The sequence below is a fragment of the Cedecea davisae genome, assembly GCF_044095835.1.
Classification (GTDB): Bacteria; Pseudomonadota; Gammaproteobacteria; order Enterobacterales; family Enterobacteriaceae; genus Cedecea; species Cedecea davisae.
This window is the reverse complement of the sequence record NZ_CP172054.1, coordinates 438,880-452,776: the sequence shown is the minus strand read 5'-3', so window position 1 is coordinate 452,776 and position 13,897 is coordinate 438,880. Positions and strand designations below refer to the sequence as shown.

The following is a 13,897-nucleotide window of genomic DNA, read 5'->3' as shown; positions in this document are numbered from 1 at the left end:
TTTTAAAATCTTCAGGCTGATATTTACGCCACAATTTTACCTATCAGAGCAATCAAACAAGCGTGAGAACAGTTTGTTATAACCAGCTGGCTGCGGCGTATAAGACCGCAGCAGAAAATGTTGCGACATCTGTCTCTGTGCACCATCAGATAAAAATACAGGGTTAACTATGTACATGTTAAAAACGCTAAAACAGACGCTTTGTATTGCCGCCCTGGCCTGTACCGGCCTGGCGCAGGCAGCCACCGTAACCATGAACACCGTGGACGCCAGCGGTGCCTCCACCCCGGCGGGCACCGTTGAATACCACGCCACCCCGTATGGCGTGCTGTTCACCCCGAACCTGAAAGGCCTGCCGCCGGGTATCCACGGGTTCCACGTTCACACTAACCCGAACTGCGGCCCGGCAGTGCAGGACGGCAAAATGGTGGCGGGCCTGGCGGCTGGCGGCCACTTCGACCCGGCGCATACCGGGAAGCATGAAGGCCCGTGGGGCAATGGCCACCTCGGCGACCTGCCGGCCCTGTATGTGGACAGCGACGGGACGGCAACCTACCCGGTGCTGGCCCCGCGCCTGCGGCTGGCCGACCTTAAAGGCCACTCGCTGATGGTCCACGCCGGGGGCGATAACCACTCAGACCACCCGGCAATGCTGGGCGGCGGCGGCGCACGTATTGTTTGCGGAGTCACACAATGAGAAGCGGCCTCTTAAGCGCGGCCTGCCTCACGCTGATGGTGAGCGGCTTACCGGCCCTGGCAAACGCGGCTGCCCCCTCCATAGACGCGCCAAAAGGCGAGCACCTGCAAACCGAGCTTTATGCCCGTGGCGTGCAGATTTACCGCTGCGCGGCGGCGGACGCAGATGCGAAAACCGGCAGCTGGGTGTTCCAGGCCCCGGAAGCGGACCTGTTCAGCGACAAAGGCCTGAAGCACCTGGTCGCGAAACACTTTGACGGCCCGCACTGGCAGGCAACGGACGGCAGCGTGGTAGCCGGAACGGTAAGCGCCACTCGCCCGGCGAAAGATAAAGGCGCGATCCCGTGGCTGCTGCTGACCGGCAGCGCTGAACCGCAGCCGGGCCTGTTCGCCAGCGTGAGCAGCATCCAGCGCGTGGACACCCACGGCGGCGTGACCGGGCAAACGGCCTGCGACCCGGCCACCTTTGGCGCAACGCTGAAAGTGCCCTACACCGCAACCTACCGTTTTTACAGCAAATAACCGCCAACAAAGTCCTGGCTGCGGAGCCGGGACTTTTGTTTAATGGGCGCGACTATGTGAACCAGGGCAGGCGTTTATGAAAATCCTAAAAAGCGGCATCCGGGATGTGATTGCAGGCGACGACGTAACGGTTGTTGAGCCGGTTAACCTCTACGAATGCACGCTGCACAGCGGCGTATTCGTCGGGCCGTTTGTTGAGATACAGCGTAACTGCGTTCTCGGCTCCGGCACGCGGGTTCAGTCCCATTCGTTCCTGTGCGAGAACGTCACCACCGGCAAGAACTGCTTTATCGGCCACGGCGTCACCTTCGCCAACGACCTGTTCCGCAGCGGCAGGCCAGACCCCAACCCGGAGAGCTGGATAGCCATCACCCTTGGGGATAACGTCACCCTGGGCAGCGGCTGTACCATCCTGACGGCGCATATATGCAGCGGCGCGGTGGTTGGGGCAGGCAGCGTGGTGACGAAGGATATTCTGGTGCCCGGGGTTTATGTTGGCAGCCCTGCCCGGCTGGTGCGAGAGCTTTAAACGCTGGCGTTAACCTTGCCCCACATAGAACAGAGCGGAGGCTACGGTATCTTTACCAAGCATTGAGTTTGATTATGCATTTGAAGGTGTTGGAGCGGCGATGATCAACAACATAAAAGGGACTTGATAATGAAATAATGAACAGCACCCCACTAATACTCTGAGATCCTGTTCAGGAGAGGATAATTTTATTTTTATCACACTTTTCATTCTTCTTTCTTTGGCTTCATCCATGCATCATCATATCTGATATTGCCTTTAACATAATTCCATTCAATTCCACGAAACCTGACACCGATAACCTCATGCATATTAGGTGTGGAGCTACCAGGGTAATATACGTGGGTGAAATCTACAGAAGAGATAACAACACTATCGAGTGTGATATTATAAATTTCCGCCTCTATTCCGGCATCAATGATTTCATAATATTTGATAACAGCCTTCTGTAAACGTCTGCTTTCACACACGGCTATAGCAAGGTAAGGACTGATTTTATCTAGTTGTTTATGCAAGATTACAGCATCATGTTGCCGTGTTCCCGTCATACTTCCTGTAAAACTATCAACACTTTGCCTTACCCCGTAGCTACTGTTCATAATCTCTATAGCTCCTTCTCTACCGGGTGCCATACAATTACCAACAATTTGCATTCCATTTTCATCATAAAGAAATAAATAAGCCGGTAACGACATTATTAATACTCCATATTTGTGAGCTGTCCATTGTTGTCAATGAAGAATCGGTGTATATAGTTTTCATTATTCAGGCCATAAGAAACCGTATAGCTATAACCATAGTTCCATTTAACATTGATGCAATCATCAGGATATGAGAGGTGTAGCCCTTCATCATATTTTACCATCGTGTATCCTTTCTCCTGGTTTGACTCTACCCGGTAATAATCCAACACATCATTTTTATCAACGCTGAAACAGAGTCTTTCTCCATTAATATAAGTAAATTTTGCATGTGGTGCCGGTTTACCGCCTGGGCAACCCGCAAGAACAAGAACCACAGGAAGCATATAAATTATTCTTCTCATCCGGGAAATCCTTTTAGAATCGCTTTGTATCTTGAAATCAGTGAATAAACGGATTCACCAGAGTTATAGTCACGATACTCATGTAAATTGCTGTGGACAGATAGACCATAATTAAATAAAAGCCAATAATCACTGACTATTGATGCTTGCTGCTCTAACCCGTAGTGAAGTAAATCAGCTTTATCTAAGCTGTAGCTGTAATCGGCAAGTCTGGAGAACATCCCCCTTGTTCTGACAAACATCCCCTTCTGCGATTGCCATACATGCATCATCTCATGCATGAATCGGTGTTTTTTCTGTATCTCAGCCTCTAAAGAAAAATCGGGAGAATAAGTACCCTCCCTGTACCACATTTCGCCATCAGGACTCATGGCTACATCGACTGGCTGGAGATTGAAGGGAAGATAACTTTCTCGATGCACCCAAACCTTGTTGTAATTAATGCTGTAACCGTAAAGCGCCTTAGCTAATGCAATCTCACCTAATGTTAATTGCCTGACTCCACCGGGTGCTATAGGTGTTCCCGATGTAGGCTTTATCCTTCCATCAACTGGCATTCAAAATCCCTTTTATGCATGGCATTATTGGTCATTTATCGTACTACCACGTAATCAGCAGAGGGAACCAGTTTCTGGGGGATTATTCTGAAATGGCAAAAAATCAGATAATAGTAACTAATAAGCCGCAATCAAGAATCACAAGTAAAGGACGTGATATCTACATCCGTAATCATTCACCTTTGTTATATATCGCGAAAAATCATAGCCCATATAATAAGTAACACCCGCATACTATTAATTATGACGAGCAGATCCTATGACTTACTCACATCGGTAAAATAATCCATTTATTCAAGCATCCAATAATAAAAATCATCCACACGACATTTAAATAAATTTAAAACTTGTGATCGGTAAATATTCTACGATATAAAAAAGCGGATAACATAAAAACATTAGTCATTTAACATCAATTAGTTAGCCATGTAAAAAGAAGCGATAACTTAAAGGACCAAGATTTTTTTACCGACTTGACTCTCATAACTATAAAGCTACGTTCTTCGTAGTATCCAGCCAATTTTATTTATTTTAAGTTAGATCACGCACTAAGAAATAACCGTTAAATAAATAAGTGGAGGGAGATATGAATGAGAATTGGCATTCGGCAGATATTATTGCGGGTTTACGTAAAAAAGGAACATCACTGGCAGCCGTTTCGCGAGCAGCCGGGCTGGCATCTTCAACATTAGCGAACGCGCTTACACGCCCCTGGCCTAAAGGCGAGTTTTTAATTGCCGGTGCGCTTGGTGTGCATCCGAGTGAAATCTGGCCGGATAGATACGCCACCCAGGGCGATAACCGCCAGCCCCGAGAAGCTTTGATACAAACATGCAGCCCCGACGTTAAAGATGGGGCGACGGAAAGTCATTAAAGATTCACCCTTTACGGTTGGTTTACCCTGACCAGCCATATCCATTCATCCATTATAAGATCGCGAAGGAATGCCGTTTATGAAATCTGAATTACTACGTACAATCGCTACATCAGGAACAACAAAAACGCCGAACCCAAAAAGCGCCAGCCGCCATTTACTGGCTGCCGGGAAAATTATCCTCAGCCTGGTAATCATCAGCTCTATTCCAGCCAGCTACGCCGCTGAACAAACTGCGGCCAAAGAAAGTGAATTGCTGGTGCTCACCCCTGGAAAAGTCGGAACCCCAAATAAAATCTACCCATCAGCAAAAGCACCAGAACTTACCGTTGCCACCTACAACATAGCGGCGGTACGAGTTGGCACAATCGACGCCGTAGCCAGGGCGATTAAAGCTTTAAATGCCGACATCATTGCCCTGAGCGAAGTGGATAAAAACACTCGACGCAGCGGCGACGTTAACCAGCTTGAGCAGTTAAAAAAGCTGACAGGCATGTACGGTGTGTTTGGGAAAACAATTGATTTTGAAGGTGGGGAATACGGCATAGCCGTGCTTTCACGATACCCAATCACCCGCCACGAAGCGCTCCCGCTACCATCGCCAAAAGTAGAACAGCGCATAATGCTGGCGACCGAAGTACAAAAACCCGGTTTCAGCAGCCCAATAGTATTCATCGCCAGCCATCTCGACTGGCAGGAAGACCCGGCCATACGCATGCAGCAAATGTACGCTATCAACGACTTTGCAGCCGGGAATATCACTTCCACCTTCCCCAACATTGAAACGTCGATAAAAATACTCGCGGGCGATTTCAACGATGTATCCGGAAGCCCGGTGATGCAGGGATTCCAGCGCTACTGGCAAAGCCTGATGCCGCCTGAGTTTGATGCCAGAACCTGGCCTGCCATAAACCCGGCCGCAGCCATCGACCATATCCTGACATTTAAAGGCCAACGCTGGGAAACTACCGAGATCCTTCTGCCTACAGGCAAGCAGCAGCAATTAAAAGGCATCAACTGGCCTGCGGTCAGCGATCATTTGCCTTTGGTTATGCGTTTGAAATTGCTGGAGCAGTGATTTTTTTCTGATGTTTGCGTTCACTAAAGGGGCTTTGTGCCCCTTTTCGCTGTTGAGTGTAGAAAACTCTATGGCATGACGGTGAAAGATTGAGTGCATGGAGAGCTTGAGGTATATCCCTTTGGGATATGGCCTGAGCGATATGTTGGGGAGAAAGGGGTGATTGTTGATCGGGCAAAACGCATCAGATAAGCACTATTCCTTTCACTATGTGGAAACATAACCGATTGTTTCCACATCTCAATAGACTTTCCTCTCAACTATCAGTGCTATCAAATGTATAAATAAGGCTCGTATAATCCTCTGATGCGATAATTCGTTCGTTGAGGGATAAACGTGCAAAACTACAAAGTCATCACTCCACTCTTTCCTACTTATGCTCAGGCTAGCGCGATGATGAAAGCCACTTCCGGGGTCCAGCTGCAATTCGTCCGGAACATGATTACGGCCATTCATGAGCAAACAGGCACGCCGCAAAACCCTGTGGACTGGTCAGAGCCGGATAGCTGGATTAAAGCCCGCCTCAAGGGTGAAGATGCTGATTTAGCCCAGACAATCTGGAATACCGACGAGCATATTTTAAACCCACGGCACAGCTACGGATGCTATCTGTTTCTCAACCTCCCAAAGTTTGACCTGATGGAAACCACGGCTGAGGGTGCCTGGGTGCCCACAGAGACCGGCAAACTTTTTCTAAAAGGTGATGAAAAAGTTCTGCGATCCCTGGACGATCAGGAAGGTTTGCTGCAGCTTCTGGAACTGCTGGCAGGCCGCGAAATGGCTAAACGTGCTGATTTGCTGCCTGAGTGGCAGGCGTTTTTGCATCAGCACTCAAAGTTTGCCTCGGCCAGCTCCATCAAAAGCACGCTTTATTCCCGTTTATACAATTTGATTGATCGGGGAATGGTCGCTCGCGAAGGCATGAGTTACCAGATAACTGACGCTGGCCGCCAGTGGCTTGGGAAAGCGCTTCCGGCCCGCAAGACAGATCCTCGGAAGGAGCTGCTGGAGGCGGTCAAACGCTACAACGAGAAGCAAAAAGAACTGCTTCATGAGCAAATCAGCACCATGAATCCTTACAAGTTCGAGCATCTTATCGGCCAGCTTTTGGAGGCGATGGGCTACGAGCAGGTTGAAGTCACCAAAGCCTCCGGCGATAAAGGCGTCGACGTTGTCGGCCAGGTTCAGGTCGGAATCACCACGATTACTGAAGTGGTGCAGGTCAAGCGCATGCAAGGCACCATCACGCGGCCTTTTATCGACCAGCTACGCGGGGCACTTCCCTACCATAAAGCCATTCGGGGCACGCTGATTACCACCGGTAAGTTTGCCGCTAAGTGCGCAGAAGCCGCGCTTTTCCCAGGGGCTGCGCCAATCACGCTTATCGACGGAGAGCGGCTGGTCGAGCTGTTGATTGAAAATAACGTCGGCATTCGCCGCAGCAATGCCGTTGAGCTGCTTGACGTTGATCTGCAGCTTTTTGATGAGTTTGAGATAGAGCAGTAAAAGCTCAATGACCTTTTCTGGTGGGGTGGAATGCCGTGCGAACGAGTAGCGGCTCTGTATAATCCTCCTCTATAACTGCAACTGTTTTGGTAACTTTCATGACTAACACAAACTTCTCTCAGACTGCGGCCTTTATCTGGGCCGTTGCCGACCTGCTTCGCGGTGACTTCAAACAATCCCAGTACGGGCGCGTGATCCTGCCCTTTACGCTGCTGCGCCGCCTGGAGTGTGTGCTGGCGGAGAGTAAGGACGCGGTGGTTGCAGAAGCTATAAAGCTGAAGTCCAGCCCGCTGCCGGAAGAAGGCAAAGAGAAGCTTTTGTTACGCGCGACCAATAACCTGTCGTTCTACAACACCTCCCCGATGGATCTCGGCAAGATGGGGCAAAACGATATTAAAGCCAACCTCGAGAACTATATTCAGTCGTTCTCAAAGGATGCGCGCGAAATCTTCGAGCACTTCAAGTTCAGCGAATTTGTTGGCCTGCTGGAAGACGCTAATCTGCTCTACAAAGTGGTGAAAAAATTCGCCACCACCGATCTCAGCCCAAAGGCGATTTCCAACCATGAAATGGGCCTGGTGTTTGAAGAGCTAATCCGTCGGTTTGCGGAAAGCTCCAACGAGACGGCCGGGGAGCACTTCACCCCGCGCGATATCGTGCGTTTAACCACTTCTCTGGTCTTTATGGAAGATGATGAAGCCTTGTCTAAGGACGGCATCATCCGCACCATTTACGACCCGACGGCAGGTACAGGCGGCTTCCTCTCTTCCGGCATGGAATACGTGCATGAGCTGAACCCCAATGCGGTAATGCGCGCCTTTGGTCAGGAGCTGAACCCGGAATCCTACGCCATCTGTAAAGCCGACATGCTGATCAAAGGCCAGGACGTCAGCCGCATCAAACTGGGTAACACCCTTTCTAACGACCAGCTCCCGCAGGATCAGTTCGACTACATGCTGTCTAACCCGCCGTTTGGCGTGGACTGGAAGAAGATCGAAGGCGAGATTAACGACGAGCATTCACAGAAAGGTTTCAACGGCCGTTTCGGGCCGGGACTGCCGCGTGTTTCAGACGGCTCGCTGCTGTTCCTGATGCACCTGATCAGCAAAATGCGCGACAACCACAATGCGGATGGCACCGTGAGTAACGGTGGGCGTATCGGGATTATCCTTAACGGTTCCCCACTGTTCACCGGCGGTGCGGGCAGCGGTGAGAGCGAAATCCGTCGCTACATTCTGGAAGCCGACTTGCTGGAAGGCATTGTCGCGCTGCCAACGGACATGTTCTACAACACCGGCATTGCCACCTACGTCTGGATCCTCTCCAACAAGAAAGCGCTTGAACGTAAAGGCAAAGTACAGCTGATTGATGGCACCAATCTGTGCGGCAAAATGCGTAAATCGCTGGGTTCGAAGCGCAACCTGATGGGTGAAGACGATATCAAGCTGATCACGCAGACCTTCGGTGAGTTTGAGGTGGTCGATGCCACCACTCTGGAAGAACTGTGTCTGGAAAAAGCCGCCGAGCAAAAATCCAACCGTGGCCGCCAGTCCACCACCACCAAAACCGAAGCGCCGAAAACCTTCGCCAGCAAAATCTTTAACAGCACAGACTTTGGCTATCGCCGCCTGACCATTGAACGCCCGCTGCGTTTATCTGCTCAGGTGACGGATGAGTCGATTGCGACGCTGCGCTTTGCGCCGAAGCCGTTTAGCGCACCGATGGAACGTCTGTATGAAGAGTTCGCAGCCCAATGGCAGGAAGAGACCTATGGTGATTTCTCCGAACTGGAAGCCGATGCGCGCGCCATCATCAAAGCCGAATTTGCCGAGCTGAAAGAGAAACAGATTAAAGATCTGCTCGACAGCAAACTGTGGCTGGCGCAGTGCGCCTTGATGGAAAAAGCGCAGCAGATTCAGACGGCTCTGGGTACGCAGGCGGGTGGCAAAACGCGGGTGAGCAATGACTTCAACCAGTTCCAGTTAACCCTGAAAGGGGCCATCAAAGCGGCTGGCGTTAAGCTGGACGCGAAAGAGAGCAAGCAGTTTATCGACGCCATCACCACCAAAAAACCGGATGCTGAGCCGGTGGTGAAGAAGGTGCTGAAAGAAGCCGCTCAGCCGCTGTACGGTGCGTTTGAATACAAAGGCAAGGTTGTTGAGTTCGAACAAGACGGCGAGCTGCGTGATAACGAAAACGTGCCGCTGAACCCGGCAGTGTCTACCAGCGACCTGATCGAAAACTACTTCAAAGCGGAAGTGTTGCCGCACGTGAATGACGCCTGGATCAACGCCGATAAACGCGATGCGAAAGATGGTGAAGTTGGGATTGTCGGTTATGAGATTCCGTTTAACCGCCATTTCTATGTCTATCAGCCGCCGCGCCCGCTCGAAGAAATTGATGCCGATCTGGATGCGGTCAGCGCCGAGATTATGAAGCTGCTGCAGGAGGTACATTCCTGATGGCTAAGTATAAGGCGTATCCGGAGTATAAAGAGTCTGGAGTTAAGTGGTTGGATAAACTTCCACTAAAGTGGTCCACAGAAAAAACAAAAAGAATGTTTTCTTTAAAAAGAAACTTGGTTGGACATTTATCAAATTCGTTTCAGCTTCTTTCATTAACTCTGAATGGGGTAGTCCCTCGTGATATATCTTCTGGAGAAGGGAAAATTCCTGCTAGTTTTGATACATACCAGTCAGTGCAAGCTGGTGATTTGATATTTTGTTTATTTGATATTGATGAAACACCTAGAACTATTGGTCTTGCAGAACAAGACGGGATGATTACTGGTGCTTATAATGTGTATAGTTGCATGGATAAATGTTTACCAAGTTATGCATATTATTACTTTTTACACATCGATTCATTTAAGGGGTTAAAGCCTTTTTATACTGGATTGAGAAAAGTTGTGAGAGCAGAAACATTCGGGTGTATTGAAATGCCGAACCCTTCGCTTTCAGAACAAGAAAAAATATGTTTATTCCTCGATCACGAAACCGCAAAAATCGACAATCTGATCGAGAAGCAACAGCAACTGATTGAACTTCTGAAAGAAAAACGACAGGCAGTGATTAGCCATGCCGTCACCAAAGGGCTGAACCCTGATGTGCCGATGAAAGATTCTGGTGTTGAGTGGTTGGGGGACGTGCCGGAGCATTGGGGAGTTACTAAATTAAAATGGGTCGGTCGAACTACTAGTGGTGGAACACCAACGACTTCTAAATTTGAAATTTATTATGAAGATGGTCATATTCCATGGATTAGGACTACAGATTTAAATAATGGTGAGCTTTTCGACACGCCAATTAGGATTACATCAAAAGCAGTAAATGATACAGCATGCTCGATTCTGCCGGTAGGAAGTGTGCTGCTAGGTATGTATGGAGGTGCGGGTTCTATAGGTAAGCACGCTATCCTACGCTTTGAATCTACAATAAATCAAGCCGTATGTGGTGTTTTACCGTGTGGAAGAGTATTGCCAGATTTTTTACATAAATATTATGAATTTTACCGACCTTTTTGGATGGTAGATGCGGCTGGCACAAGAAAAGATCCTAATATAGGCCAGGATAATATTAAGGAAGGAATTATTTTAATACCTCCTTTCGAAGAGCAAATCGAAATCAATAATCATATTGATAATATGCGTAATATTTATGAATGTATAATTGAAAATGCTCTTGAAGGGGTGGATTTACTACAAGAACGCCGTACCGCCCTTATCTCCGCCGCCGTCACCGGAAAAATCGACGTCCGTGACTGGGTTGCCCCGGATAAACAGGACGTTGAGGAGCCTCAGGAGGCCACCGCATGAGCATGGACAGCACCAAAGAGCTGATTTTCCAGAATGAGATGATTGCTCAGATGGAAGCAAAAGGCTGGATTTGCGACAAAGCAGAAGGCTACGATCGCGAACGTGCGCTGTACTCGCAGGATGCGCTGACCTTTGTGCAGACCACACAGCCGCAGGAGTGGGAGAAGTTTGCCAAAATTTATCCTACCGACACCGAGCGTCATTTCCTCGATGCGCTGGTGGCGCAGCTGAAAAAAGCAGACATCAACGCCACCGATATGCTTTCTCGTACCTACGGTACGCTCGGCGTGCTGCGTCATGGTATCAAAAGCCATAATGCGCGTTTTTCTCTGTGCCAGTTTAAGCCGGAACATAACCTTAATCCGGAAACTCTGACGCGCTATAAACAGAATATCTGCCGCATCGTGCCGGAGCTGGTTTACAGTCCGCATGCGTCGAACGTTGCATTTGAAGAAACGGGTGTTAAGGCAAAGAAATGGCGTATCGACCTGGTATTGTTCGTCAATGGCCTGCCAATTGCGACGCTGGAGCTGAAGTCTGAATTTAAGCAGACAGTGCAAAACGCCATCACACAATATAAGAAAACGCGTTTGCCGAAAGACCCCGGCACCAATAAACCCGAGCCGCTGTTGACCTTTAAACGCGGAGCGCTGGTGCACTTTGCCGTCAGCCAGTACGAAGTTTTTATGGCCACCAAACTCGACGGCGATAAAACCTTCTTCCTGCCGTTTAACAAGGGTACGCATAACGGCGGGGCGGGAAACGACATCCCGGAAAATGAAGACGACTACGCCACAAGCTACCTGTGGAATGAGGTGTTGCTGCCGGACAACCTGCTGAAAATTATTGCCAGCTTTGTGCACCTGCAAATAGAAGAAAAAGAAGAGTGGAACGGCCTGAAAGGCAAGAAAGAGAGCCTGATTTTCCCGCGCTATCACCAGTGGGACGTGGTGAATAAACTGCTCACCGCCGCGACTGTAGAAGGCACGGGCAATAAATACCTGATTCAGCACAGCGCGGGCTCCGGTAAATCCAATTCGATTGCCTGGACCGCGCATCAGCTTTCCCGCTTACACGACGAGAAAGGCGAAAAGCAGTTCCATTCGGTGATTGTTGTGACGGACCGAACGGTGCTGGACGATCAGCTCCAGGACACTATTTATCAGTTTGAACATCAGGACGGCGTAGTCGGGCGCATCAACAATAAAGAAGGCGACGGCTCGAAATCTGACAAGCTCGCGTTCGCGCTGGAAAACTCCCAGCCGATCATTATCGTCACCATCCAGACCTTCCCGTTTGTATTAAAGGCGATTGAAAACAGCGTCAGCCTCAAGCAACGTAAATATGCGGTGATTGCCGACGAAGCACACTCCTCACAAAGCGGCTCTACGGCACGGCAGCTGAAAGAAGTGCTGATGAAAGAAGAGGCGGATGACGATGTAGAGCTGTCTTCGGAAGATATTCTGGATGCCACCGTCGCCGCGCGTAAAGGCAGCAGCAACCTGAATTACTATGCTTTTACCGCCACGCCGAAGGCCAAAACGCTGGAGCTGTTTGGCCGCCGCCCTAACCCGCTTGAACCCGCCTCAAAAAGCAACAAACCCGAAGCGTTCCACGTTTATTCCATGCGCCAGGCCATCGAAGAAGGCTTTATTCTCGATGTGCTGAAAAACTACACCAACTACAAAGTGGCCTATAAGCTCCTGCAAAAACTGAACGATCCGGATCGGGAAGTGGACAGCAAAAAAGCGAAGGTCAGACTGAACCATTGGGTCACCCTGCACGACCATAATGTTTCGCAAAAAGTGAAAGTCATCGTCGAGCACTTCCGTAAGCATATCGCACATCTGCTTGGCGGGCAGGCCAAGGCCATGGTGGTCACCAGCTCACGTAAAGCCGCGGTCCGCTATAAGCTGGCGTTTGATAAATACATCGCCGAGAACAAGTACCAGAAGATTAGCGCCATGGTTGCGTTCTCCGGCGAGGTCGAATTCTTTGAAAGCGACCATAACAGCCTCGCGCTGCTGAACCAGAAGTTTACCGAAACGAACATGAATCCTGGGCTGAAAGGCCGGGATATGCGTAAAGCGTTCGATAGCGATGATTACCAGGTCATGCTGGTCGCCAACAAATTCCAGACTGGTTTTGATCAGCCTAAATTGTGCGCCATGTATGTGGATAAAGCACTGGGTGGCGTGGAATGCGTTCAGACGCTCTCACGCCTTAATCGGACTTATCCCGGTAAGAAAGAATCCGGGACCTTTGTGCTCGATTTCTATAACGACCCGGACGAAATTTTGGGCTCATTCCAGCCCTATTACCAAACGGCAGAACTGACCGACGTCAGCGACCCGCAGCAGGTTTTTGAGCTGTATGAGAAGCTGCGCACAAGCGGTATTTTCCTGTGGAACGAAGTGGAGCAATTCTGCGAGGCGTTCTTCACCAAAAACAAATCCAACGCGGCAATCAGCAATATCTGCAAACCTGCGGTGGAACGTTGGAAGCATCGCTATACCTCAGCGATTGATGCGTATGTGCAGGCCAAAGAGATATTTGAGCGCACCAAAAAAACCGGCGATACGGTACTGATCACCAACGCAGAAAATAGCTTTAAGGCCTGCAAGCAGGAAAAAGACAAACTGGATATCTTTAAAAAGGATCTCGGCAGCTTTGTCCGTTTCTACGAGTTTATGTCGCAAATTGTCGATTACGACGACAAAGACCTCGAGAAACTCAGCCTGTTTGCCCGTCATCTTCGCCCTCTGCTGCATGAGCAACGTGTAGAGGAAGATGAGATTGATTTAAGTAACGTGGAGATGAGCCATTACCGTTTATCCAAGCTCCACGAACAGCATCTCAAGCTACAGGAAGATGCAGAAGAGTACAAAATCACCCCAGCCAACGATATTGGCACGGCAAAACCGAAGGACAAGAAAGAAGAGTTTCTGTCGAACATTCTGGCACGCCTGAACGATCTGTTTATCACCGATAACCTGAGCGACAAAGACATGATCAACTATGCCTTTACCGTTCGGGATAAGTTATCGGAAAACAAGGCCGTGATGACCCAGATAGCCAACAACACCCGCGAGCAAGCCATGCTTGGGGACTTCCCCAAAGCCATTGATGATGCCGTAATGGACAGCAACGATGCTCAGCAGGAGATGATGATCCAGTATCTTTCCAACCCGGAAATCGCTCAGGGATTTGCTCGGGTTGTGTTTGATATGTTGAAAGGGGCTTGATTGCATTTATCAGGACTGCCTCCACAATTTA

Annotated in this window: 12 protein-coding genes; 9 read left to right on the top strand and 3 right to left on the bottom strand. The window is 49.4% G+C overall.

The window, feature by feature from the left end; genetic code table 11:
• Window positions 1–169 precede the first annotated feature (169 nt).
• The 3 genes from sodC (at window position 170) to ACG1VR_RS02620 (ending at window position 1,747) form a co-directional block, all read left to right on the top strand.
• Window positions 170–697 (top strand): superoxide dismutase [Cu-Zn] SodC, encoded by a 528-nt coding sequence (gene sodC / locus ACG1VR_RS02630; RefSeq protein ID WP_395490159.1) that lies wholly within the window; start codon window positions 170–172, stop codon window positions 695–697.
• Complete coding sequence (locus tag ACG1VR_RS02625; RefSeq protein WP_395490158.1) at window positions 694–1,218, top strand: DUF3455 domain-containing protein; 525 nt, start codon at window positions 694–696, stop codon at window positions 1,216–1,218. Before sodC ends, ACG1VR_RS02625 begins: the two co-directional genes overlap by 4 nt.
• 76 nt (window positions 1,219–1,294) lie before the next feature.
• Window positions 1,295–1,747, top strand: a complete 453-nt coding sequence (locus ACG1VR_RS02620; RefSeq protein WP_395490157.1) for an acyltransferase — start codon at window positions 1,295–1,297, stop codon at window positions 1,745–1,747.
• 206 nt (window positions 1,748–1,953) lie between these two features.
• Here ACG1VR_RS02620 and ACG1VR_RS02615 read toward each other — a convergent pair whose 3' ends face one another.
• The 3 genes from ACG1VR_RS02615 to ACG1VR_RS02605 are packed head-to-tail and all read right to left on the bottom strand — an operon-like array spanning window position 1,954 to window position 3,349.
• Complete coding sequence (locus tag ACG1VR_RS02615) at window positions 1,954–2,442, bottom strand: Hcp family type VI secretion system effector (RefSeq protein ID WP_395490156.1); 489 nt, start codon at window positions 2,440–2,442, stop codon at window positions 1,954–1,956.
• Between the two features lie 2 nt (window positions 2,443–2,444).
• Window positions 2,445–2,792, bottom strand: coding sequence for a putative T6SS immunity periplasmic lipoprotein (locus ACG1VR_RS02610; protein ID WP_395490155.1), 348 nt, complete (start codon window positions 2,790–2,792; stop codon window positions 2,445–2,447).
• Window positions 2,789–3,349, bottom strand: coding sequence for a type IV secretion protein Rhs (locus tag ACG1VR_RS02605; protein WP_395490154.1), 561 nt, complete (start codon window positions 3,347–3,349; stop codon window positions 2,789–2,791). The genes ACG1VR_RS02610 and ACG1VR_RS02605 overlap by 4 nt, the downstream gene beginning before the upstream one ends.
• Window positions 3,350–3,935: 586 nt before the next feature.
• Between ACG1VR_RS02605 and ACG1VR_RS02600 the strand changes: the two genes are divergently transcribed.
• The 6 genes from ACG1VR_RS02600 (at window position 3,936) to ACG1VR_RS02575 (ending at window position 13,866) form a co-directional block, all read left to right on the top strand.
• Entirely contained in the window at window positions 3,936–4,223 is a 288-nt protein-coding gene (locus tag ACG1VR_RS02600; RefSeq protein ID WP_395490153.1) for a helix-turn-helix domain-containing protein, read from the top strand.
• A gap of 79 nt (window positions 4,224–4,302) precedes the next feature.
• Window positions 4,303–5,301, top strand: coding sequence for an endonuclease/exonuclease/phosphatase family protein (locus tag ACG1VR_RS02595; protein WP_395490152.1), 999 nt, complete (start codon window positions 4,303–4,305; stop codon window positions 5,299–5,301).
• Window positions 5,302–5,637: 336 nt separating this feature from the next.
• Window positions 5,638–6,807, top strand: a complete 1,170-nt coding sequence (locus ACG1VR_RS02590) for a restriction endonuclease (RefSeq protein WP_395490151.1) — start codon at window positions 5,638–5,640, stop codon at window positions 6,805–6,807.
• A 98-nt stretch (window positions 6,808–6,905) separates the two neighbouring features.
• On the top strand, window positions 6,906–9,269 hold the full coding sequence (locus ACG1VR_RS02585) for an N-6 DNA methylase (protein WP_395490150.1): 2,364 nt from the start codon (window positions 6,906–6,908) through the stop codon (window positions 9,267–9,269).
• Window positions 9,269–10,621: a restriction endonuclease subunit S gene (locus ACG1VR_RS02580; RefSeq protein WP_395490149.1), complete on the top strand. Its 1,353-nt coding sequence runs from the start codon at window positions 9,269–9,271 to the stop codon at window positions 10,619–10,621. The genes ACG1VR_RS02585 and ACG1VR_RS02580 overlap by 1 nt, the downstream gene beginning before the upstream one ends.
• Complete coding sequence (locus tag ACG1VR_RS02575; RefSeq protein ID WP_395490148.1) at window positions 10,618–13,866, top strand: type I restriction endonuclease subunit R; 3,249 nt, start codon at window positions 10,618–10,620, stop codon at window positions 13,864–13,866. The genes ACG1VR_RS02580 and ACG1VR_RS02575 overlap by 4 nt, the downstream gene beginning before the upstream one ends.
• Window positions 13,867–13,897 lie beyond the last annotated feature (31 nt).

Coding starts and splice junctions, on each gene's coding strand:
- ACG1VR_RS02620 (WP_395490157.1), top strand. CDS start 1,295: ATGAAAATCCTAAAAAGCGGCATCCGGGATGTGATTGCAGGCGACGAC.
- ACG1VR_RS02605 (WP_395490154.1), bottom strand. CDS start 3,349: ATGCCAGTTGATGGAAGGATAAAGCCTACATCGGGAACACCTATAGCA.
- ACG1VR_RS02595 (WP_395490152.1), top strand. CDS start 4,303: ATGAAATCTGAATTACTACGTACAATCGCTACATCAGGAACAACAAAA.
- ACG1VR_RS02600 (WP_395490153.1), top strand. CDS start 3,936: ATGAATGAGAATTGGCATTCGGCAGATATTATTGCGGGTTTACGTAAA.
- ACG1VR_RS02625 (WP_395490158.1), top strand. CDS start 694: ATGAGAAGCGGCCTCTTAAGCGCGGCCTGCCTCACGCTGATGGTGAGC.
- sodC (WP_395490159.1), top strand. CDS start 170: ATGTACATGTTAAAAACGCTAAAACAGACGCTTTGTATTGCCGCCCTG.
- ACG1VR_RS02610 (WP_395490155.1), bottom strand. CDS start 2,792: ATGAGAAGAATAATTTATATGCTTCCTGTGGTTCTTGTTCTTGCGGGT.
- ACG1VR_RS02575 (WP_395490148.1), top strand. CDS start 10,618: ATGAGCATGGACAGCACCAAAGAGCTGATTTTCCAGAATGAGATGATT.
- ACG1VR_RS02580 (WP_395490149.1), top strand. CDS start 9,269: ATGGCTAAGTATAAGGCGTATCCGGAGTATAAAGAGTCTGGAGTTAAG.
- ACG1VR_RS02585 (WP_395490150.1), top strand. CDS start 6,906: ATGACTAACACAAACTTCTCTCAGACTGCGGCCTTTATCTGGGCCGTT.
- ACG1VR_RS02615 (WP_395490156.1), bottom strand. CDS start 2,442: ATGTCGTTACCGGCTTATTTATTTCTTTATGATGAAAATGGAATGCAA.